Source organism: Demequina rhizosphaerae (genome assembly GCF_000971255.1).
GTDB classification, from domain to species: domain Bacteria; phylum Actinomycetota; class Actinomycetes; order Actinomycetales; family Demequinaceae; genus Demequina; species Demequina rhizosphaerae.
This window is the reverse complement of sequence record NZ_BBMC01000002.1, coordinates 136,596-156,919: the sequence shown is the minus strand read 5'-3', so window position 1 is coordinate 156,919 and position 20,324 is coordinate 136,596. Positions and strand designations below refer to the sequence as shown.

The window sequence follows — 20,324 nt, the reverse complement described above, 5'->3', positions numbered from 1 at the left end:
TCGTCCGCGCGCCCGATACGGCCCTGATCCCTCCTCGGGGTGTCGCTCCTGGGTCGGCTACTGGACCGTGACGGTCGAGCTGCTCGCCACGAGCGCGATCGCGGCGACGAGGTACACGATGCCCGCGATCAGGCCCAGGTAGCCGAGGACGAGGCCGGCGATGCCGATGCCCTTGTACTCGGCGTCGCCGCGCTTGGACGCCGCGACCCCCAGGTGGCCGAAGATCACCGCGAGCAGCGAGCCGACCACCGGCACGAGCAGCGCGCACACCAGCGACGTGACGTTCATCCACGTCTTCGTGGGGCGCGGCGCGTAGCCGTAGGCGGGCTGCCCGGGGGCCGCGTAGCCCGGGGTCGCGCCGCCCGGGGCCGCGTAGCCGGGGGCCGCGTAGCCGCCCGGCGCGGCGTAGCTCTCGGCGGCCCCGTAGGCCGTGTTCGGGGCGGGGGCGGGAGGCGTCTGCATCGCGGCGTAGTCGGAGGTCGAGACGGGCGCGGGAGGCGCCACCGTCATCTCCGAGACGGGCTCCGGGTCCCAGCTCTCCTGGACCGGAGCGCTCGGCTCGACCGGGCGCATCGTCCCCTCGCCCTGGGCCTGCAGGTACGCGTCGTCGTTGGTCGTCATGCGTGTCCCCTCATCGCGGGCGTCCCTCGCGCCCGACACGACCGTAGCCGTTCACCCCGTAGCGAAACCAGGGGGGAAACGGCATCGCGGCGTCGGTCGCGCGCGTTACTGTCGACCAGGACGCTCGACAGGAGGAGACACGTGAACGACATCACGGCGCGAGGCGATGGGCCCAGCATGGGGCTCAACGACTCGATCTTCAACCGGCTGCTGCGGGAGCGCATCATCTGGCTGGGCGACGAGGTGCGCGACGACAACGCGAACGCCATCTGCGCCCAGATGATGCTGCTCGCGGCCGAGGACCCGGACCAGGACATCTACCTGTACATCAACAGCCCCGGCGGCTCGATCACCGCGGGCATGGCGATCTACGACACGATGCAGTACATCAAGCCCGACGTCGCGACGGTCGCGATGGGCATGGCGGCCTCGATGGGCCAGTTCCTGCTCTCGTCCGGCGCGCCGGGCAAGCGCTTCGCGACGCCCCACGCCCGCGTGATGATGCACCAGCCCTCGGGCGGCATCTACGGCACCGCGACCGACATCCGCATCAACGCGGAGCTCATCATGCACATGAAGAAGGTGCTCGCCGACCTCACCGCCGCGCAGACCGGCAAGACGATCGAGCAGATCACCAAGGACGCCGACCGCGACCGCTGGTTCACCGCGGACGAGGCCCTCGAGTACGGCTTCGTCGACAAGGTCATCAAGCACGCGGCCGAGGCCGGCGACAAGTCCCAGGGAGGCAAGGCGTGAGCGAGATCCAGCGCGCGTTCCAGGCGGCCGGTCGCACGGCCGGCACGTTCGGCGGCGGGGCGGCGGACGCCCCCTCGTCGCGCTACATCCTTCCCCAGTTCGAGGAGCGCACGGCCTACGGCTTCAAGCGCCAGGACCCGTACGCGAAGCTGTTCGAGGACCGCATCATCTTCCTCGGCGTGCAGATCGACGACGCGTCCGCCGACGACGTGATGGCGCAGCTCCTGGTCCTCGAGTCGCAGGACCCGGACCGCCTCATCACCCTGTACATCAACTCGCCCGGTGGCTCGCAGACCGCGCTCACCGCGATCTACGACACGATGCAGTACATCAAGCCGGAGATCCAGACGGTGTGCCTCGGCCAGGCGGCCTCGGCGGCGGCGGTGCTGCTCGCCGCGGGCACCCCGGGCAAGCGCCTCGCGCTGCCCAACGCCCGCGTGATGATCCACCAGCCGCGCATCGAGGGCGGCGCCCGTGCGCAGGCCTCGGACATCGAGATCTACGCGGAGGAGATGCTCCGCATGCGCGAGTGGCTCGAGAACACGCTCGCCTTCCACTCGGGTCAGACCGCGGAGAAGGTGCGCGAGGACATCGAGCGCGACACGTTCCTCTCGGCCGAGCAGGCCAAGGAGTACGGCCTGGTCGACCAGGTGCTCGAGTCCCGCAAGGGCACGCAGATCATCCACTCGTAGGGATCTGCCGGCCGTCCACGAGGGGCGCCGCGCGCGGAGCGATCCGCGGCGGCGCCCCTCGTGCGTTCCCGGGGCGCGCCTCGTGCCGTCGCGGGACGAGCATCGTCCCGTCCAGTCCCGTCGCGGGGCTGGGCCTCGCCCGCCTCGCCGGTCGCCTCCGGCGCTCCCGCGGTGGCCGCAGCCCGCCACCTCCGGCGCTTCCCCGGTCGCCGTCGCCCGCCGCGTCCGGCGCTTCCCCGGTCGCCGTCGCCCACCGCCCGCCCGTCGCCGGCCCCGCCGCGTTTCGGGGCGATGTCGGGAAGGTCACGATTCATCCGGATGTTCCCTTGTCGTGCCTGCTAGCGTGGATCGGGCCGCACGGGTCCGGCGCGCCGTCTCCCGCTTGTCGGAGCACCTAGGTAGCCTGGAGAGGCACGACAGCGTTCGTGAGAGGAGCCTCCGGATGAACCGACCCGCCGACAGCGGCGACCTGCTCAAGTGCTCGTTCTGCGGAAAGACGCAGAAGCAGGTGCGCAAGCTCATCGCGGGCGGGGGCGTGTACATCTGCGACGAGTGCATCGAGCTGTGCAACGAGATCATCGAGGAGGAGTTCGCGGAGCAGGTCGAGGCCGAGCTCACCGAGCTGCCCAAGCCCCGCGAGATCTTCGACTTCCTGGGGCAGTACATCGTGGGCCAGGACAGCGCCAAGCGCGCCCTGTCGGTCGCGGTGTACAACCACTACAAGCGCGTGCGCGCGGGCGAGACCCGGCTCAAGGGCGACGAGGACCAGGTGGACATCGCCAAGTCCAACGTCCTCTTCATCGGCCCCACCGGAACCGGCAAGACGTACCTGGCCCAGACCCTCGCGAAGATGCTCAACGTGCCCTTCGCGATCGCGGACGCCACGGCCCTCACCGAGGCCGGCTACGTGGGCGAGGACGTCGAGAACATCCTCCTCAAGCTGCTGCAGGCCGCCGACTACGACGTCGACAAGGCCCAGCGCGGCATCATCTACATCGACGAGATCGACAAGGTCGCCCGCAAGGCCGAGAACCCGTCGATCACGCGCGATGTGTCCGGCGAGGGCGTGCAGCAGGCGCTGCTGAAGATCCTCGAGGGCTCCGTGGCCTCGGTGCCGCCGCAGGGCGGGCGCAAGCACCCGCACCAGGAGTTCATCCAGATCGACACCACCAACGTGCTGTTCATCCTCGGCGGCGCGTTCGCCGGCCTCGAGGAGATCATCAGCTCGCGCGTGGGCCGCAAGGGCATCGGCTTCGGCTCGACCCTCAAGGAGGCGGACAACTCCGACCTCTTCTCGGAGGTCACGCCGGCGGACCTGCACAAGTTCGGCCTCATCCCCGAGTTCATCGGCCGCATGCCGGTCATCGCGACCGTCAACCCGCTCGACGTCGACGCGATGGTCAACATCCTCACGCAGCCCAAGAACGCGCTGGTGAAGCAGTACCAGCGCATGTTCGAGCTCGACAACGTGGAGCTCGAGTTCGACGACGACGCGGTGCGCGCGATCGCCGAGCAGGCGCTCGAGCGCGGCACCGGTGCCCGCGGCCTCCGGGCGATCATGGAGGAGGTCCTCCAGGAGACCATGTTCGAGGTCCCGGGCCGCGACGACATCGCACGCGTCATCGTCACCCGCGAGACGGTCCTCGACCGCGCCCGCCCGGCCTTCGAGGGCCCGCTGGAGGAGCAAGGCGCGGCCTAGGCCCCCGCCTTCCCACCCCCACCGCGGCACCATCCCCACCGCGCTGCGGGGAACTCAGCGACGCTTTTCAGAGGTTTCCGACTCCTACGGGGAACTGAGCGACGCTCGCCGCGTCCAGGCGCACCGATGTCCCCAGCCCGCGGTGGTGCCCTCCGCCGTCCCGAGCGCGCCGTGAAGCGCCCGCCGCGCGCGCGGCCCCGCCTACAACGGAGCCATGACTCACCTCAGGTCGCTCCCGACCGCCGACGCCACCGGCTCCCTCGCCGAGACGCTGCGGCGGTATCCCCGGGCCTTCACCTTCGAGGAGCTCGTAGGGCTGTCCTCCGAGCGCAAGGCGCGGACCGCGGTGGCACGAGGCGAGGCGGTGCGACTCCTCCCGAACGTCTACGTCGGCGCCGTGCATGCCGACTCCTTCACCGCGAGGGTCGATGCGGCTCTGCTGTGGGCGGGACCGAACGCCGCGCTGTCGGGAGTCGCCGCGATGTTCCTGTGGGGCTTCGTCACCGATCCGCCCGCCCAAATCGAGATCACCCTCCCGCACGCGGAGCGGCCCTACCCGCCGTCCTGGATCCGGCTCCGCCGGCTCACGTATTCGCCACCCACCATGCGGCTCGGACGGGCGACCGTCGTGGGCCCCGACCTCGCGGTGATCTTCGGCTACGGAATGCTGCCGCGCGACCGTCGGGCGACCGCTGTCCACCGCGCCGTCAGCACCGGCTTCACCACCCCGCGCGGGCTGCAGGAGGCGCTCGAGCGGGTGCCGAGGTGTCTCGCCCGCAAGGAGCTCACCCGGCGTATCGACTCCGCGGCACGTGGAGCCGAGAGCTACCTCGAGGAGAAGGGCCTGCGGAACGTCTTCAATACCAAGGAGTTCGCCCGTCTGCTCCGCCAGCACCTCGTGCGTGCTGCGGGGGAGACGTACCGCCTCGACATGTACGACCCCGCCACGATGACCGCTATCGAGCTCGACGGTGCCGCCTTCCACACCGACCCGCTGAGCCGGCAACGCGATCTGCGGCGCGATGCCAACCTGGCGCGGGTCGGCATCCAGACCGTGCGGCTGACCTATCGCGACATCACCGAGCGACCCGAGTGGTGCCGGGCACTGGTGCGGGGAGTGCTCGAGGCGCGCAGCGCGCGGTGAGCGACCGCCGGTCTCGAGCTGCTGGCGAGCAGCTTGAGGAGCCGTCAGCCCGCCCCTGGCACGAGAGCGCGCGCGGGAGCGAGCGCCGCCACCACGTTGGCCGCGTCCTCGCCCACGCCGCCTAGCAGCGGAGAGGCCAACCGAGTCTGGAACGGCATGCCGACGAAGCCGAGCCCCGGCACCTCGGGCACGAGGCCGAAGGGCGCCACCGGGAATCCGTGTGCGTCGCGCTCGAGTGCGGGGATGTCGATCCACGACAGGTTCCCGCGGTAGCCGGTGCACCACAGCACGGCATCGACGTCGAGCGGCGCGCCATCGGCGACGGGGAGGCCCCTGTCGACGCCGTCGATCCTGCCCGCCCGGCGGACGCCCGCGGCCGCGACGTCACGCGCGGAGATGCGGATCAGCGGTGCGCCGTGCGCCAGCGCCCGCGGCGCGACCCTGCGGCCGAGGGGTGTGCGACGATTCAGCACCTTCGTGATCATGACCCACCATGCACCGCCCGCGACGGCGAGCAGCGCGTCGGGCGGGTGGGGTGTGGGGCGACCCGCGATGGTCACCTGGCGGCCGGCCCGTGCGAGGTCGACCGCGAGCTCGGCGCCCGACGTCCCGAAACCCACGACCAGGACGCGCCGCCCGGGCACGTCAGCAGGGGAGCGGTAGCTGTCGGAGTGCAACTGGGTGATGCTCGGGTCGAGTCCGGCGCCGACGTCCGGCACGTGCGGGAGCGAGGTCGCGCCGGTCGCCACCACCACCGAGCGCGCCGCCAGGGCCCCGGTCGACGTCTCGAGCGCGAAGCCGCCCGCGTCGCGCGAGAGCCGGGTCACCCTCGCGCCGTGCCGCAAGGCGATCCCGTGCACCTCCCGGTAGCGTGCCAGGTAGTCCGCGACCTCGTCCTTCGTCGGGAAGTACCCGCGCGGCTTCTCCCAGGGAAGGCCCGGCATGGTCGAGTGCTGGACGGGCGTGAACAGGCGGAGCGAGTCCCAGCGTCTGCGCCACTGGTCGCCGGGGGAGGCGCCCGCGTCGAGCACGACGTGGTCGACTCCCGCCCGGCTGAGGTGGTACGCGGCGGCGAGTCCCGCCTGGCCGCCTCCGATGACCACGACATCGTGCTGATCGTCCATCGCGCACCTCCGGACACGCGCTTGATGGAACCATGTTCCATTTACTAGAACGCTATTCTAGTTTCGTGGATGACGTCAAGACCTCTCGCGGATCCCGTGCTCATCGCCGGCACGCCGAGGCCACGCGCTCGCGCATCGTCGAGGCGGCGCATCGGCTCATGGTGCAGAAGGGGTACGGCCGGACGTCGATCAGCGACATCGCGCGAGCGGCGGACGTGGCCGTGCAGACCGTCTACAACGCGGTCGGAAGCAAGCGTGAGGTCCTCGATGCCGTGCTGGACGCCGTCGCCGCGGGTCCGGGGGCGCCGCGGCGCGTACCCGAGTTCATGGCGGAGAGGGCAGGAGCGACCTCCACGGCTCGCGAGATGGTGGCAGTGCTCGCAACGTGGTTCGCGGAGTCCCAGCCGCGCGTCGCGCCCGTGATCCGGCTCATCCGCGAAGCCGCCGCGCACGACGATTCGATCGCTGAGCTGGAGCGGCGTCGAGCCTCCCAGCGGCTCGCGAACTACGGCCGTGCCGCCGATCAGCTCCGCGAGCGCCCCGGCGCCCGGGAGCTGCCGCGCGAGGACGTCGCCGCGATCATCTGGAGCATCGGGCATCCGCAGACCTACGCCCAGCTCGTCGAGGTCGAGGGATGGTCGATCGACGCGTACGCGGGCTGGGTCGAGCGCTCCCTCGCGGTGGCGTTGCTCGAGGGCTGAGCGGGCCGAGGCGTCGCCCAGTTCCCCGTAGGAGTCGCAAACCTTCCAGAACCGTCGCTGAGTTCCCCGCAGCGCGGTGGACGGGGGCGACGGGTGGGGGGAGGGCGGGGGTCAGGCCTCGCCGAGGACCGCGTTCTCCGTGCGCATCACCGTCGGGTCCGCGATCTCGTCCGGCGAGCCGTCCTCCGAGCCCAGGCCGTCGACGTTGGGCTCGAGCGCGGCCTCGGTGTCGACGATCTGCATCGCCTCGACGCGGCCCGCCGACAGCAGGTCCGCCTTCGTGGCCCGCACGAAGCCCGCCTTCGCGGCCGGCACCAGCAGGTCCACGGACGTCAGCGGCGTGCGCTGCGAGACCTTCGCCTCGGACTTGACCTTGCGGAGCACGGACAGCGCCTCGCCGGCCGCGGCCAGCAGCGGCGCGCCCGAGGACGCCTCGCCGGCTGCAGTACGCAGCGGGGCGGAGGTCGGCCACTCGGCGCGGTGCACCGAACCGGGCTGGTACCAGCTCCACACCTCCTCGGTCGCGAACGGCAGCACCGGCGCGAACAGGCGCAAGAACGTGCCGAGCGCGAGCGTCAGCGTGGTGCGGGCCGATGCGGCGCCCTCCGAGCACGGCGCGTACGGGTCGATCGCCTCACCCGGGGCGGCGCCGTCGTAGGCGCGCGCCTTGACGAGCTCGAGGTAGTCGTCGCAGAACGTCCAGAAGAGCGTCTCCGCGACCTCGAGCGCACGGGTGTGGTCGTAGCCCTCGAGCGCCTTGGTGGAGGCGTCGACGACGTCGGCCAGCGCGGACAGCATCGCCCGGTCGAGCGGCTCGGTGACCGAGCCCGCGGCGACCGCGTCGGCCGCAGCGATGCCCTGCTCCAACGACGCACCGGCCGCGGTCGAGATGCCCGTCGCGCCCAGCACGAACTTCGAGGCGTTGAGCACCTTCATCGCGAGGCGGCGGCCGATCTTCATCTGACCCTCGTCGAAGGCCGCGTCCGTGCCCAGGCGCGCCGCAGCGGCCCAGTAACGCACCGCGTCCGAGCCGTGCTGCTCGAGCAGGCCCATCGGCGTGACGACGTTGCCCTTCGACTTCGACATCTTCTTGCGGTCGGGGTCGAGGATCCAGCCGGAGATCGCCGCGTGCTTCCACGGCAGCGTGCCGTGCTCCTGGTGCGCGCGCACCACGGTGGAGAACAGCCACGTGCGGATGATGTCCTGGCCCTGCGGGCGCAGGTCCATGGGGAACGTGGCCGCGAACAGCGCGGGGTTGTCGCGCCACCCGCACACGATCTGCGGGGTGAGCGACGAGGTCGCCCACGTGTCCATGATGTCCTTCTCGCCGGTGAAGCCCCCGGGCACGTCCCTCTGGTCGGCGGAGAACCCGACAGGCACGTCCACCGACGGGTCGACCGGCAGCGACGCCTCATCAGGCACCAGCGGGTGGTCGAAATCGGGCGAGCCGTCCGCGAGCACGGGGTACCAGACTGGGATCGGCACGCCGAAGAAGCGCTGACGCGAGATCAGCCAGTCGCCCGTCAGGCCCTTGACCCAGTTCTCGTAGCGCACGCGCATGAAGTCGGGCTCGAAGTCGAGCTCGGACCCGCGCGCGACCAGCTCCGCGTTGAGACCGGCATCGGTGCCGCCATTGCGGATGTACCACTGGCGCGTGGTGACGATCTCGAGCGGCTTGTCGCCCTTCTCGAAGAACTTCACGGGGTGCGAGATGGCGCGCGCGTCGCCGTCCATCACGCCCGCCTCCTGCAGCATCTCGACGATGCGCTTCTGGGCGGAGAACACGGTCATGCCGGCGAGCTCGCCGAACGCGGCGAGACCCTCGGGCGACTCGATCCCGTGCGGCGCCTCGGCCAGCACGCGGCCGTCCCAGCCGATGACCGGGCGCGTCGGCAGGCGCAGCTCGCGCCACCAGGTGACGTCGGTGATGTCGCCGAAGGTGCAGATCATCGCGATGCCGGACCCCTTCTCGGGGTTGGCGAGGTGGTGCGCGACGACGGGCACCTCGACGCCGAACAGCGGCGTCCGCACGTGCTTGCCGAAGAGCGGCTGGTAGCGCTCGTCGTCCGGATGCGCGACCAGCGCGACGCACGCAGGAAGCAGCTCGGGGCGGGTCGTCTCGATCCAGATGGACTCGTACGAGCCGGTCGCCTCCTCCATGTCCGCCGCCGGCTCGAAGGCCAGGCGGTGGTACGCGCCGGGACGCTCGCGGTCCTCGAGCTCGGCCTGCGCGACCGCGGTGCGGAACGTCACGTCCCACAGGGTCGGCGCCTCGGCCTGGTAGCACTCGCCGCGCGACAGCCCGCGCAGGAACGCCTGCTGGGCGACCGCCTGCGACGAGGGGGAGATGGTCTGGTAGGTGCGCGACCAGTCGACCGACAGGCCCAGGTGACGCCACAGCGCCTCGAACTGCTTCTCGTCCTCGGCGGTGAGGCGCTCGCACAGCTCGACGAAGTTCTTGCGCGAGATCGGCTGCTGGTCCGCGGCCTTGATCGACTTGCCCTCGCCGCCCTGGTGCGGGGGCTCGTAGCCGTCGACGTAGGGCAGGGTCGGGTCGCAGCGCACGCCGTAGTAGTTCTGCACGCGGCGCTCGGTGGGCAGGCCGTTGTCGTCCCACCCCATCGGGTAGAACACCTCGCGGCCGCGCATGCGCTGGAAGCGGGCAACCACGTCCGTGTGCGTGTAGCTGAAGACGTGGCCGACGTGGAGGGAGCCCGACACGGTCGGCGGCGGGGTGTCGATCGAGTACACCTGCTCGCGGGTCTTCGACTCGTCGAAGCGGTAGGTTCCGGAGGCCTCCCAGGCCTCGTTCCAGCGGTCCTCAAGCCCGTCGACGGTGGCCTTGTCAGGGATGCGCGAAGTCATGCGCGCCATTCTTCCAGAGCGGGGACGGTGCGCGGGAATCGGGAGCAGGGACGATGCGCGGCACCTGGCGGGCGGGCGGCACGCCTCCCGTACCGGTGGACGATGCGCGGGTACCGTTCCGCGCATGGAGGCGAGGGTCGGCGCCGGCTTCCTCAAGGCGCTCGAGAGGCTGGACGGCGACGTCGGCGACGCCCTCGAGCCGCGCCTGCGCGACATGATCCGCCTGCGGGTGTCGCACCTCAACGGCTGCCACCACTCGATCCGCCTGCACTCCGAGTCCCTCGCGAAGGCGGGCACCCGTCCCGACCTCATCAGCGCGCTCGCGCGTCCCGCCCGCCAGATCCGGCCCGGCCTCGTGACGGACGGGGAGGCCGCCGCGCTGCGCCTCGCCGAGGTGCTCACCGACGCGCCGCGCGCGCTCGAGCAGGAGGCCCGCGAGCAGGCGGGGGCGTGGTTCAACGGCAAGCAGATCGGCGCGATCGTCGAGGTCGTGGCCCTCACGAACGCGTGGAACCGCGTGATGCGCGGGATGGACTGAGGCTCAGTCGTCCAGGTTGTCGAGCATGTGCCGCAGCACCTCCGCGGCGACCTCGACATCGTGCGCCGCGATCCCGGCGGTCGCCTCGGTCGCGATGCCGTCGATGGCGGCGTGCAGCTCGTCGAGCGCCTCGCGGCCGCCCTGGGTCGCGACGCGCAGCCCGTCGACCTCGTCGGCCCACCCCGCCACGGCGAGCGCGTTCCACGTCTCGGTGAGCAGACCCGGTCCGTAGCCGACCGGCATCGACCCCTCGAGCACCTCCCAGGTGACCGGGTCGTGCGAGTCCGCGAGCCGGCTCAGCATGACGAACTCGGCGCGCGTGCTGGACCGGTCGGCGAGCGCCTCGTCGAAGGCGAGGTCGAAGGCGTGCGTGAGCATCCGCACGAGGATGTCGAGCCGCGGGGCGTCGTCGCTCATACGGTCAGGCTACGTCGCCTCGGGCTCGTTCGGCGGGCCGCCGGCGCGCTCGACCATGAGGTCGGCGATCTCGTGCACGCCCACGAGCACGCGGCTCGCGCCCTGCGCCTGGAGGTACGCGACGTCGCGCTTGCCGTGGCCGCGCGCGACGATGTCGGCGTCCGGCGCGAGCTCGCGGGCCTTCGCGACGATCGCGCCCGCGTTGAGCGGGTCGGGCACGCCGACGAGCACCGCACGCGCCGCCTCGATGCCGGCGGCGTGCAGCACCTTGGCGCGCGCGGCGTTGCCCAGGATCGCCTCGTGGCCCGCGGCGCGGATGCGCTCGACCCGGGTCTCGTCGTCGTCGATCACCACGACGGGGATCTCCGCGCCCCACAGGCCCTCGGCGACGCGCCCGCCGACCCGGCCGTAGCCCACCACGACCACGTGGCCGGTGGCGTGCGACTCCACCGGGCCCTCCGCATCGTCCACCGCGACGCCCTCCCGGCGCGCGTAGACGCGCGCGACCCACGCGAACAGCAGCGGGTTGAGGATGATCGACACGATCGCGCCGGCGAGCACGAGGTCCTGCGCGTCCTGGTGGAGCACCTCGAGGTCGGCGCCGAGGGTGACGAGGATGAAGGAGAACTCGCCGATCTGCGCGAGCGAGGCGCCCACGACCAGCGCCATCGACCGCGAGTACTTGAGCGCCCGCACGAGCGCGTACGCGACCACGAGCTTGCCGCCGACGATGATCGCGACCGTCGCGAGCAGCGCGACCGGCTGCCGCCAGACGATGCTCGGGTCGACCAGCATGCCGACCGCGACGAAGAACAGCACCGCGAACGCGTCGCGCAGCGGCAGGGAGTCCTCGGCGGCGCGGTGGGACAGGTCGGACTCCCGCAGGATCATGCCCGCGAAGAACGCGCCGAGCGCGAACGACACCTCGAACAGCCACGCCGCGCCCACCGCGACGCCCAGCCCGATCGCGAGCACGCCGAGCGTGAAGAGCTCGCGCGAGCCGGTGTCCGCGACGCGGGCGAGCGTCCACGGGATGACCCGCCGGCCCACGAACCACATGAGCGCGACGAAGCCGGCGACGCGCGCGACGGTGAGGGCCAGCTCCCCGGCGAGCTCGGCGCCGGTGACGTCCGCGCCGCCCGCGAGCACCGGCACCACGACGAGCGCGATCACCATCGCGAGGTCCTCGACGATGAGCCAGCCGACCGCGATGTGCCCGGCGCGCGTGTCGAGCATCTGGCGCTCCTCGAGCGCGCGCAGCATCACCACGGTCGACGCGACGGACAGCGCGAGGCCGAACAGCAGCGACCCGGCCGTGCCCCAGCCGAGCACGAAGCCCAGCCCCGTGCCCAGCGCCGTCGCCACCGTCATCTGCGCGATCGCGCCCGGCAGCGCGACGCGGCGCACCGCGAGCAGCTCCTTGAAGGAGAAGTGCAGCCCGACGCCGAACATCAGCAGGATCACGCCGATCTCGCTCAGCTGCGTCGCGAGGTCCACGTCGCCCACGTACCCGGGGGTGTACGGGCCGATGAGGAGGCCGGCGGCGAGGTAGCCGACGATGGGGGACAGCCGCGCCTTCTGCGCGAGGAACCCGAGGATGAAGGCCGCCACCAGGCCCACCGCGATCGTCGTGATGAGGGGAGCGTGATGCAGCATGCCCCGACACTATCCGGCGAAGTTTGCGGACAGATGTCCGGTTCGGGTCGAGCGATCCTATGCGATCCGACGCGCGGGAGGCCCCCGATGCGCTACTGTCTAGGCACAAGGTCCTAGACCTGATTCGTCTTTGACGCCGGCCGCAAGTCCCTGGTGGCCGGAAGACTTGGTCGACAGCACCACGAGGGCGCCTCTTCGGAGGCGCCCTCGTCGTCTTTCCAGGCACCTTCCGCCCGGACGATGCGCCGGGAGCCTCTCGCGCATCGTCCCGGCGGCGCGGTAGCGTCGGGCCATGGAGAGATTCCTGCTCAAGGCGGCCGTGTTCCTCGCCTCCGCGGTGGCGGCGCTCGCGCTGACGTCGCTCCTTCTCGGCGACGACTTCGAGCTCAAGATCAGCGGGCTCATCACCGCGACGGTGATCTTCGCGCTCGCGCAGAGCCTCCTGTCGCCCATCATCGAGCGCCAGATCGAGAAGCGCGCGCGGGCGGTCGTGGGCGGCGTGGGCATCATCTCCACGTTCGTCGCGCTGCTCATCACCGCGACCCTCACCGAGGGGCTGGTCATCCACACCTTCGGCGCGTGGGCCGGCGGCACGCTGCTGGTGTGGCTCATCACCGCGATCGGCGTGTGGGTGCTGCCCGGGCTCTTCGACCGCATCGGCGACAAGGGCGACCAGGGCAAGGCCGTCGACAAGCCCGCCGCCGAGTAGCGCCGGGCCCGCGCATCGTCCCGACGCGCCATACGCGCGTCATGCCTGATTACCGCGCGAAACGGACATTCGAGTAGTAGCGTCGGGCTCATGGTGAGATTCCTGATCAACACGCTGATCTTCCTCGGTTCCGCGGCCCTCGGCCTGTGGATCACGTCGCTGGTGCTCGAGGGCTTCCAGATCGACTTCCTCGCGCTCGTCACCGCGTCGGTGATCTTCACCGTCGCGCAGTGGATCCTGTCGCCGCTGATCTTCAAGATGGCCACCAAGTACGCGAACGCGTTCCTGGGCGGCGTGGGGCTGGTGTCGACGTTCGTCGCGCTGCTCATCACCTCGCTCATGGTCGACAGCCTCACGATCGACGGCGTCGGGACATGGATCGCCGCGACCGTGCTCGTCTGGCTCATCACCGCGCTGTGCACCTGGCTGCTGCCGATGTTCCTGCTCAAGGAGGCGGCGGAGAAGAAGAAGGGCTGAGCCTCCGCCACGGATGTCGCGGACGCGCCGCCGGCCGAGGCCGGCGGCGCGTTCTGCTGTCCGGGCGGGTTTCTCGGCGGCCTGTCGCGACGCGCCGGAACGCGCGTATTCGGGGACCTTCGTCCCTTGCGAGGGATACCCTCGGGGGTATAAGCCTGAAAGGTAGGCCGCCAACGGTGACGGCCGGTCCGTATCAGCGAGGAAGGTGATCGGTCATGGCCCGTGTGGTCGTCCTGGGTGCCGGGGTTTCGGGGCACACCGCAGCGCTGTACCTGAGGAAGCTCCTGCCGCAGGAGCACGAGATCGTCGTGGTGAACCCCAAGCCCACGTACAACTGGATCCCGTCGAACATCTGGGTCGGCGTGGGGAAGATGGGGCACGACGACGTGGTCTTCGAGCTCGGACCCATCTACAAGAAGCAGGGCATCACCTTCGTGCAGGGCAAGGCCTTCGCGCTGTGGCCCGAGGGCGACGCGGACGATGCGCGGCCCGCGGTCGAGGTCGAGCACACCTCAGCCGGCCGCGACGGCGAGCACGAGAAGATCCGCTACGACTACGTCATCAACGCGACGGGTCCCAAGCTCAACTTCGGCGCGACGCCGGGCCTCGGACCGGACGCGGGCAACACGCTGTCGGTGTGCACGCCCGACCATGCGACCGAGGCGGCCGGCAGGCTCGCCGAGCTCAAGACGCGTCTGCGGACCCAGAAGCAGACCGTGGTGATCGGCGTCGGGCACGGCACGTGCACGTGCGAGGGCGCGGCGTTCGAGTACACGTTCAACGTCGAGCACGAGCTGCGCGAGGCGGGCGTGCGCCAGAACGCGGAGATCGTCTACCTCACCAACGAGAACGAGCTCGGCGACTTCGGCGTCGGCGGCATGCAGTTCGAGCAGAACGGCTACCGCACCTCGTCGGAGCTGTGGACGCAGTCGCTGTTCCGGGAGCGCGGCGTGCGCGCCATCACCGGCGCGGCCGTCACCTCGATCGAGCCCGGGGTCATCCACTACGACCAGCTCGACGGGTCGCACAACGACCTCGAGTTCGACTTCGCGATGCTGCTGCCGCCGTTCAAGGGCAACGACTGGAAGGCGTTCGACAGGGAGGGCGAGGACATCACCTCGACGGTGTTCGCGCCGTCGGGCTTCCTCAAGGTCGATGCGGACTACACGCCCAAGCCGTACGAGGAGTGGACCGCGAAGGACTGGCCGCGGACGTACCAGAACCCGACCTACCGGAACGTGTTCGCGGTGGGCATCGCGTTCGCGCCGCCGCACCAGATCTCGAAGCCGCGCGCCACCCCGGACGGGGTCGCGGTCGCACCGTCGCCGCCGCGCACCGGCATGCCGTCGGGGACCATGGGCAAGGTGGTCGCGAAGTCGATCGCCGACATGATCCTCAAGGGCGCCCCGGCCCCCACGCACTCGGCGTCGATGTCGGAGATGGCCGCCGCGTGCGTCGCCTCCGCGGGCCACGGCTTCCGCTCCGGCACGGCCGCCGCGATGACCATGAGCCCCGTGGTGCCGGACTGGGAGAAGTACCCCGAGACCGGCCGCGACCTCAAGGCGACGAAGGGCGAGATCGGACTGTCGGGCCACTGGGTGAAGCGCATGCTCCACACCCTGTTCATCTACAAGGCGAAGGCCCGTCCCGGGTGGACGTGGATCCCGGAATGATCGGAGGGCTCTGATGGACACCACCAACGAGCAGATCTCGCACGCGCCGCTGCCCACCGAGGGTGAGCTGAGGCGTCGGAGGAACGTGTTCGCGCAGCTCGCGAGGTTCATCGGGACCTCGTGGACGATGTGGAGGCTCGCGCAGAAGCACCACTGAGCCGCGCATCGGCCCGCGGCGGCGGTGATCGCGCTCGGCCCGCGGCGTGGTCGCCGGCACGGCGCATCGGCCCCCGCGGCGTGGGCGTGGGCGCGTGTGCGGGCGCCTCGGGCGTCGGCGCGGGCGCCCCGGGCGGCTAGGCCTGCGCGGGGTCGGCTGGGCAGTCGTCCGCCGGCAGCGGGTCCGCGTCGCACTCCGCGACGGCCGGGTCGGCCGCGCACTCCGCGGCCGCCGGGTCGGCCGCGCACGCGGCGTCGCCGAGGCTCGCCGTCACCGCGAGGCGGCGGTCGGGGTCGAGCCGGCCGAGGATCTTGAGGGCGAGGTCGGCCAGCGTGTCGACCTCGTCCTCGGTCATGCCGTCGAGGACCATCTCGCGCACCGCGTCGGCGTGCAGCGGCCGCGTCGCCTCGAACGCCTCGCGTCCCGCGTCCGTGAGGACAGCGTTGAAGGCGCGCCCGTCCTCCGGGCAGGGCGTGCGCGTCACCAGGCCCTTGCGCTCGAGGCCGGTCACCACGCGCGAGAGGCGGGGGAGTGTCGCATTGGTGCGCGACGCGAGGGCGCTCAGGCGCAGGCGGTCGCCGTCGGCCTCGCGCAGCGCCTCGAGGAGGGTGAACTCGAAGGCCGTGAGGTGGGCGTCGGCGAGGCGCTTGTCCAGGGCGGTCGGGAGCAGCTCGAGCAGTGCGTGCAGGCGCGCGACCGCGACACGCTCGCGGTGGCGCAGGGCGGTGTCGGTGGTCGTCATGGGTACCATCCTACCCAAAGGTTGCATCTACAACCAAGAGGGTCTATGGTCAGTTGTTGTAGGTACAACCAATGGGGCGCCGAGGCGGCCCGGAACAGGAATCGACATGACGACCTTCACCATCATCGGCACCGGCAACATGGCCAACGCGATCGGCGGCGTGCTCGCCGACGGCGGCAGCTCCGTCACCTACGTGGCCAAGGAGCAGGTGGGCACCGCCCCCCTCGACGGCGACGTCGTGGTCCTCGCGGTGCCGTTCCCGGCGGTGGACTCGATCCTCGAGGCCTACGGCGACGCCTTCGCCGGCAAGGTCGTGGTCGACATCACCAACCCCCTCAACTTCGAGACCTTCGACTCGCTCGTCGTGCCGGCAGGCTCGTCCGCCGCCGCCGAGATCCAGGCGCGCATCCCCGCCGCCCACGTGGTCAAGGCCTTCAACACGAACTTCGCGGCGACCCTGGGCGCCAAGAAGGTCGGCGAGCTCACCACCACCGTGCTCGTCGCCGGCGACTCGGCCGAGGCCAAGGCGGCCCTCGTGGCCGCGGTCGAGGCGGGCGGCCTCGAGGCGATCGACGCCGGCTCGCTGGCGCGCGCCCACGAGCTCGAGGCGATCGGCTTCGCGCAGCTCACGCTCGCGGTGTCGGAGAAGATCGGTTGGACCGGCGGCTTCGGCATCTCGCGCTGATCGTTCGTCTCACCGTCACGCCCCGCGCGCCACGTCCCCCTCGGCGCGCGGGGCGTTCGCGTGCGTGCGCGCGCGGCGGGGGCGCGGGCGCCTGTCCAGGCGAGGTCGCGCAGGCGAGGCGGCGCGCCGCCCGACCCTCTACCGGCCGAGCTGCTCGAGCAGCGTGAGCTGCTCCTGGCGGCGCTCGTTGAGGAAGTCGCCGAGCGCCTCGGTGTCGGCGCGCGTCCAGCCCTCCGGCTCTGTCACGCCGACCCACGCCTGGAGGTTCGCCTTCGCCGTGTACATGTGCCCGAAGCCCTCGGGCACCGAGCCCGCGGCGGGCATGTCGAGCATCGTCTGCCAGCCCGTGATGATGGGGAACCAGCGCATCTCCGGCGAGACGTCGGGCGCGCGCCGGTCGCCCTGGAGCCACTCGGGCTCGCGATAGAAGGTGACGGGGGAGAAGAACACCACCGGGTCCGAGCCGTGCTGGAGGTACACCACGCGGGTGTCGCCCCACGCGGCCTCCGGGTCGCCGAGGGCGTCCGCCTCGCCCGTGAACCGCACCGTCCGGCCCTCGCTCACCACGGGCAGCCAGGCCGGCGAGCCCGCGTCGCGCGAGCGCTCGAGCTCGTTGTGCATGAGGTTGAGGAAGGTCGGCCCCGTCATGAGCGCCCCGTCGATGGGCTCGTTGAGGATGTCGATCGAGCTGAGGATCGACTCGACGCCCGCGGAGCCGAGCGACAGCCCGTAGAGGTACATCTCCGGGCGCGCGTCGGGTGGAAGCTCCATCCAGTAGTCGTGCACCAGCTTGAAGGTCGCCTGCGAGGCCTCGTTCACGAGCTCCTGGTCCGCGAGCAGCGAGATCCAGCTGGGCAGGTACGAGTACTGCAGGCCCGCGATCGCGGTGTCCCCGTCGTAGAGGAACTCGATCGCGTCCGCGGCGTTGGCGTCGATGAAGCCCGTGCCGGTCGTGGTGGTGAGGACGAGCACGTCCCGGTCGAACGCGCCGGTCCGGATGAGCTCGTCGAGCAGCAGCTGCGCGCGGTCCTCGAGCGTGTCGGCCGAGCGCAGCCCCACGAACACGCGGACCGGCTCGACCGCGCCGCCGCCGGACCACGAGTCGAGCTCGTCCACGGTGGGTCCGCCCGACACGAACGCGCGGCCCTGGCGGCCCAGGTCCTCCCACTCGACGTACGAACCCTCGCCCCCGGACCGCAGCGCGGACGTCACCTCGGTGGTGCCGACCCGGTCGTCGTTGAGGTCGCGCGCGGAGAACGCCCAGTTCGCCACGACGAAGAAGCCCTGCACGAGCACGCCCGACACGAGCAGCCACAGCAGCAGCACCATCCCCGCGGTCGCGAGCGTGACGGCGAGCCGGTGGGGGAGGAAGCGCAGGAGCAGCTGGTCGGCCCACCGGAACACCTTCCGCAGCGCCCGCGCGGCCACGAGCAGCGCCGCGGCGATCACGAGCGCGATGCCGATGACGATGGGCCACGCGGTCGGGTCGAGCTCCTCCATGCCGAAGGTGCGGCGGATGCCGTTCTGCCACCCGACCCACCGCCACACCGCCAGCGACAGGCTCAGCCCGATGAGGCCGAGGACGGTCCACCCCACGATGGTCCGCGCGCGCCCGCGGAGGTTGGGCACCTCGAGGTAGTTCCACACGGCATGCGCGCCGGCGCCGAGCCCGTAGCCGACCATGAACGACACGCCCGTCGCGATGCCCTGCACGACCGGGATGCGCGGAAGCAGCGACGGCTCGAGCGAGCCCGCGACGAACAGCGCGCCCGCGACCAGGCCCACGCCGGAGAAGGTGGGCTCGAGCAGCCGCGGCGGCTGGGAGGACGATGCGCGGCGTCGGCGGTCGCGCAGCGTGCGGAGGATGAGGATGCGGCCGTGCGGGCCCACGCGCTGCGCGGGCTGCCGTCGAGGCTGCTCGGCGGTCTCGGGGACGTCCGTCGCGGAACCGGTCATGCGCGTCACCCCCTCACCCTCGCGACTGTAGCCCGGGATGCCGCGAACGCCGCGCATCGTCGTCCGGAGGGCCCGATTGACACTCAGAGTCGAATTGTGACCGTTCCCATTGATAACTATTCCGTAACGGCGGGTTCTGCAACGTTTTACGGCGCTAGCGTCAAGAGGTGCGGACACAATGGCGTGTCCGCACCTTCTTCCCGAGGGGGCCCCGACGACGTGGCCGGCCTCGGGTCACCCCCTCGTTCAGGCGTCGCGCAGCAGCGGCTGGGTCATGCAGTGGGCGCCGCCGCGGCCGCGTCCCAGCTCCGCGCCGACGATCTCGATGACCTCGACGCCGGCGGCCCGGAGCTCGTCGTTGGTCTGGGTGTTGCGGTCGTACGCGACCACCACACCGGGCTCGAGCGCGAGCAGGTTGTTGCCTGAGTCCCACTGCTGGCGCTCCGACGCGTAGCGGTCGCCGCCGGTCGCGATGACCCGCATCTCGACCCCGAGCGCGTCCGCGACCACCTCGACGAACGGCCGGTCCTCGCGGCGCACGTCGAGCATGGTGGGCGCGGGGGCCTCGCGGATGGTGAAGGTCTCGATCTCGTCGATGATCCCGGGGAACACCGTGCAGAGGTCGCGGTCCGCCAGCGTGAAGACGGTGTCGAGGTGCATCGCCGAGCGTAGGCGGGGGAGCTTCGCGACGATGACCTGCTCGGCGCCCTCGGCGAGGAACAGCTCCATCGCGAGCTGGGTGATGGCCTGGCGGCTCGAGCGCTCGGACATGCCGACCACCACCGTGCCGTTGCCGATCGGCATGACGTCACCACCCTCGAGCGTCGCGAGGCCGTGGTCGAACTCCGGGTCGCCCCACCACACGTTGACGGCGTCGCCGAAGTCGGGGTGGAACCCGTACACGGCCTTCATCACGAGCGTCTCCGCGTGGCGCGCGGACCAGTACAGCGGGTTGAGCGTGACGCCGCCGTAGACCCACGAGGTGGTGTCGCGCGTGAAGAGGGTGTTGGGCAGCGGCGGCAGGAGGTAGTCGCGCATGCCGGACTCCTCGCGCACCAGCTGGATCCCGGGCGGGGAGAAGTCGCGCGGCAGGTCGAGCGTCGAGAGGCCGCCGATGATGTGGTTCGCGAGCTCGTCCGACGGGAGCTCGTCGAGGAAGTGGCGGATGTCGGTGGCGAGGCCCAGGCCCACCTCGTCGGGGGTGACCTTGCGGTCGAGCAGCCATGCGCGGGCGTGGGGGATCGCAAGGGTCTCGGCGAGCAGCGTGTGCAGCTCCATGACCTGGATGTCGCGGTCCTTCATCAGCTGGACGAATTCGGCGTGGTCGCGCTCGGCGTTCTCCACCCACATGACGTCGTCGAACAGCAGGTCCTGGCAGTTCGACGGGGTGAGGCGGTGGTGCGCCAGGCCGGGGGAGCAGACGAGGACCTTCTGGAGGCGTCCGACCTCCGAGTGGACGCCGTACTCGGGCATCGTGATGGCCGGTGCGAAGCTCTCGCTCATGGAGGGGTCGTGCCTTCCTGCAGGGTGATTCGAACCTAGCAGGGAGGGTCGGAGGGCCGATGCGTGGGGCAGGCTCAAGGTGGGGGGCGGTTCGTGGGCGGGCCGGGTGGGTCGTGCCGCGCGAGCCGCGCCGGAGACTGCACTCGCTCCCGGCTATTTCAGGAATTCCTAAGACATGCCGCCCAGGGGCCCGTCACCGAGCATGCTGC

Annotated in this window: 19 protein-coding genes; 11 read left to right on the top strand and 8 right to left on the bottom strand. The window is 71.2% G+C overall.

Features of this window, described 5'->3' with window-relative positions; all coding sequences use genetic code 11:
- Window positions 1-57: 57 nt before the first annotated feature.
- Window positions 58-621 (bottom strand): DUF4190 domain-containing protein, encoded by a 564-nt coding sequence (locus AOM07_RS00820; protein WP_062310347.1) that lies wholly within the window; start codon window positions 619-621, stop codon window positions 58-60.
- A 177-nt stretch (window positions 622-798) separates the two neighbouring features.
- Between AOM07_RS00820 and AOM07_RS00815 the strand changes: the two genes are divergently transcribed.
- The 4 genes from AOM07_RS00815 (at window position 799) to AOM07_RS00800 (ending at window position 4,912) form a co-directional block, all read left to right on the top strand.
- A complete protein-coding gene (locus AOM07_RS00815) occupies window positions 799-1,377 on the top strand; it encodes an ATP-dependent Clp protease proteolytic subunit (protein ID WP_062299720.1) in 579 nt (192 codons plus the stop codon).
- Window positions 1,374-2,069: an ATP-dependent Clp protease proteolytic subunit gene (locus tag AOM07_RS00810; protein WP_082101565.1), complete on the top strand. Its 696-nt coding sequence runs from the start codon at window positions 1,374-1,376 to the stop codon at window positions 2,067-2,069. The genes AOM07_RS00815 and AOM07_RS00810 overlap by 4 nt, the downstream gene beginning before the upstream one ends.
- Before the next feature lie 442 nt (window positions 2,070-2,511).
- On the top strand, window positions 2,512-3,768 hold the full coding sequence (clpX, locus tag AOM07_RS00805; protein ID WP_062310344.1) for an ATP-dependent Clp protease ATP-binding subunit ClpX: 1,257 nt from the start codon (window positions 2,512-2,514) through the stop codon (window positions 3,766-3,768).
- Between the two features lie 214 nt (window positions 3,769-3,982).
- A complete protein-coding gene (locus AOM07_RS00800) occupies window positions 3,983-4,912 on the top strand; it encodes a hypothetical protein (RefSeq protein ID WP_062310341.1) in 930 nt (309 codons plus the stop codon).
- 44 nt (window positions 4,913-4,956) lie between these two features.
- Here the strand turns inward: AOM07_RS00800 and AOM07_RS00795 are convergent, their stop codons facing one another.
- The gene (locus tag AOM07_RS00795; protein WP_062310338.1) at window positions 4,957-6,036 is read right to left on the bottom strand and encodes a flavin-containing monooxygenase; all 1,080 of its coding nucleotides are present in this window, start codon (window positions 6,034-6,036) and stop codon (window positions 4,957-4,959) included.
- Between the two features lie 65 nt (window positions 6,037-6,101).
- On the opposite strand from AOM07_RS00795, the gene AOM07_RS00790 reads away from it, so the two are divergent.
- Window positions 6,102-6,737, top strand: a complete 636-nt coding sequence (locus tag AOM07_RS00790; protein WP_062310335.1) for a TetR/AcrR family transcriptional regulator — start codon at window positions 6,102-6,104, stop codon at window positions 6,735-6,737.
- A gap of 111 nt (window positions 6,738-6,848) precedes the next feature.
- Here AOM07_RS00790 and valS read toward each other — a convergent pair whose 3' ends face one another.
- Window positions 6,849-9,602: a valine--tRNA ligase gene (valS, locus tag AOM07_RS00785; protein ID WP_228374341.1), complete on the bottom strand. Its 2,754-nt coding sequence runs from the start codon at window positions 9,600-9,602 to the stop codon at window positions 6,849-6,851.
- A 124-nt stretch (window positions 9,603-9,726) separates the two neighbouring features.
- Here valS and AOM07_RS00780 point away from each other — a divergent pair, with 124 nt between their 5' ends.
- Complete coding sequence (locus AOM07_RS00780; protein ID WP_062310332.1) at window positions 9,727-10,140, top strand: carboxymuconolactone decarboxylase family protein; 414 nt, start codon at window positions 9,727-9,729, stop codon at window positions 10,138-10,140.
- A gap of 3 nt (window positions 10,141-10,143) precedes the next feature.
- Here the strand turns inward: AOM07_RS00780 and AOM07_RS00775 are convergent, their stop codons facing one another.
- Window positions 10,144-10,557 (bottom strand): winged helix DNA-binding protein, encoded by a 414-nt coding sequence (locus tag AOM07_RS00775; protein ID WP_062310330.1) that lies wholly within the window; start codon window positions 10,555-10,557, stop codon window positions 10,144-10,146.
- A 9-nt stretch (window positions 10,558-10,566) separates the two neighbouring features.
- On the bottom strand, window positions 10,567-12,213 hold the full coding sequence (locus tag AOM07_RS00770; RefSeq protein ID WP_062310327.1) for a cation:proton antiporter domain-containing protein: 1,647 nt from the start codon (window positions 12,211-12,213) through the stop codon (window positions 10,567-10,569).
- Window positions 12,214-12,505: 292 nt separating this feature from the next.
- Here AOM07_RS00770 and AOM07_RS00765 point away from each other — a divergent pair, with 292 nt between their 5' ends.
- The 4 genes from AOM07_RS00765 (at window position 12,506) to AOM07_RS14585 (ending at window position 15,229) form a co-directional block, all read left to right on the top strand.
- Window positions 12,506-12,922, top strand: coding sequence for a phage holin family protein (locus tag AOM07_RS00765; RefSeq protein WP_062310324.1), 417 nt, complete (start codon window positions 12,506-12,508; stop codon window positions 12,920-12,922).
- 90 nt (window positions 12,923-13,012) lie between these two features.
- Window positions 13,013-13,399, top strand: a complete 387-nt coding sequence (locus AOM07_RS00760) for a phage holin family protein (protein ID WP_062310321.1) — start codon at window positions 13,013-13,015, stop codon at window positions 13,397-13,399.
- Window positions 13,400-13,614: 215 nt separating this feature from the next.
- Window positions 13,615-15,072 (top strand): NAD(P)/FAD-dependent oxidoreductase, encoded by a 1,458-nt coding sequence (locus AOM07_RS00755; RefSeq protein WP_062310314.1) that lies wholly within the window; start codon window positions 13,615-13,617, stop codon window positions 15,070-15,072.
- 13 nt (window positions 15,073-15,085) lie between these two features.
- Window positions 15,086-15,229: a hypothetical protein gene (locus AOM07_RS14585; protein ID WP_156165367.1), complete on the top strand. Its 144-nt coding sequence runs from the start codon at window positions 15,086-15,088 to the stop codon at window positions 15,227-15,229.
- Between the two features lie 136 nt (window positions 15,230-15,365).
- On the opposite strand, the gene AOM07_RS00750 is transcribed toward AOM07_RS14585, so the two are convergent.
- Entirely contained in the window at window positions 15,366-15,971 is a 606-nt protein-coding gene (locus AOM07_RS00750) for a MarR family winged helix-turn-helix transcriptional regulator (RefSeq protein ID WP_062310311.1), read from the bottom strand.
- A 106-nt stretch (window positions 15,972-16,077) separates the two neighbouring features.
- Between AOM07_RS00750 and AOM07_RS00745 the strand changes: the two genes are divergently transcribed.
- The gene (locus tag AOM07_RS00745; protein ID WP_062310308.1) at window positions 16,078-16,656 is read left to right on the top strand and encodes an NADPH-dependent F420 reductase; all 579 of its coding nucleotides are present in this window, start codon (window positions 16,078-16,080) and stop codon (window positions 16,654-16,656) included.
- Between the two features lie 138 nt (window positions 16,657-16,794).
- Here the strand turns inward: AOM07_RS00745 and AOM07_RS00740 are convergent, their stop codons facing one another.
- Window positions 16,795-18,612, bottom strand: a complete 1,818-nt coding sequence (locus AOM07_RS00740) for an alpha/beta hydrolase (protein ID WP_156171732.1) — start codon at window positions 18,610-18,612, stop codon at window positions 16,795-16,797.
- A gap of 246 nt (window positions 18,613-18,858) precedes the next feature.
- A complete protein-coding gene (locus tag AOM07_RS00735; protein ID WP_062310301.1) occupies window positions 18,859-20,115 on the bottom strand; it encodes an arginine deiminase in 1,257 nt (418 codons plus the stop codon).
- Between the last annotated feature and the right edge of the window lie 209 nt (window positions 20,116-20,324).

Coding starts and splice junctions, on each gene's coding strand:
- AOM07_RS00795 (WP_062310338.1), bottom strand. CDS start 6,036: ATGGACGATCAGCACGATGTCGTGGTCATCGGAGGCGGCCAGGCGGGA.
- clpX (WP_062310344.1), top strand. CDS start 2,512: ATGAACCGACCCGCCGACAGCGGCGACCTGCTCAAGTGCTCGTTCTGC.
- AOM07_RS00800 (WP_062310341.1), top strand. CDS start 3,983: ATGACTCACCTCAGGTCGCTCCCGACCGCCGACGCCACCGGCTCCCTC.
- AOM07_RS00815 (WP_062299720.1), top strand. CDS start 799: ATGGGGCTCAACGACTCGATCTTCAACCGGCTGCTGCGGGAGCGCATC.
- AOM07_RS00755 (WP_062310314.1), top strand. CDS start 13,615: ATGGCCCGTGTGGTCGTCCTGGGTGCCGGGGTTTCGGGGCACACCGCA.
- AOM07_RS00740 (WP_156171732.1), bottom strand. CDS start 18,612: ATGACCGGTTCCGCGACGGACGTCCCCGAGACCGCCGAGCAGCCTCGA.
- AOM07_RS00735 (WP_062310301.1), bottom strand. CDS start 20,115: ATGAGCGAGAGCTTCGCACCGGCCATCACGATGCCCGAGTACGGCGTC.
- valS (WP_228374341.1), bottom strand. CDS start 9,602: ATGACTTCGCGCATCCCTGACAAGGCCACCGTCGACGGGCTTGAGGAC.
- AOM07_RS00780 (WP_062310332.1), top strand. CDS start 9,727: ATGGAGGCGAGGGTCGGCGCCGGCTTCCTCAAGGCGCTCGAGAGGCTG.
- AOM07_RS00765 (WP_062310324.1), top strand. CDS start 12,506: ATGGAGAGATTCCTGCTCAAGGCGGCCGTGTTCCTCGCCTCCGCGGTG.
- AOM07_RS00750 (WP_062310311.1), bottom strand. CDS start 15,971: ATGACGACCACCGACACCGCCCTGCGCCACCGCGAGCGTGTCGCGGTC.
- AOM07_RS00770 (WP_062310327.1), bottom strand. CDS start 12,213: ATGCTGCATCACGCTCCCCTCATCACGACGATCGCGGTGGGCCTGGTG.
- AOM07_RS00745 (WP_062310308.1), top strand. CDS start 16,078: ATGACGACCTTCACCATCATCGGCACCGGCAACATGGCCAACGCGATC.
- AOM07_RS14585 (WP_156165367.1), top strand. CDS start 15,086: ATGGACACCACCAACGAGCAGATCTCGCACGCGCCGCTGCCCACCGAG.
- AOM07_RS00775 (WP_062310330.1), bottom strand. CDS start 10,557: ATGAGCGACGACGCCCCGCGGCTCGACATCCTCGTGCGGATGCTCACG.
- AOM07_RS00760 (WP_062310321.1), top strand. CDS start 13,013: ATGGTGAGATTCCTGATCAACACGCTGATCTTCCTCGGTTCCGCGGCC.
- AOM07_RS00820 (WP_062310347.1), bottom strand. CDS start 621: ATGACGACCAACGACGACGCGTACCTGCAGGCCCAGGGCGAGGGGACG.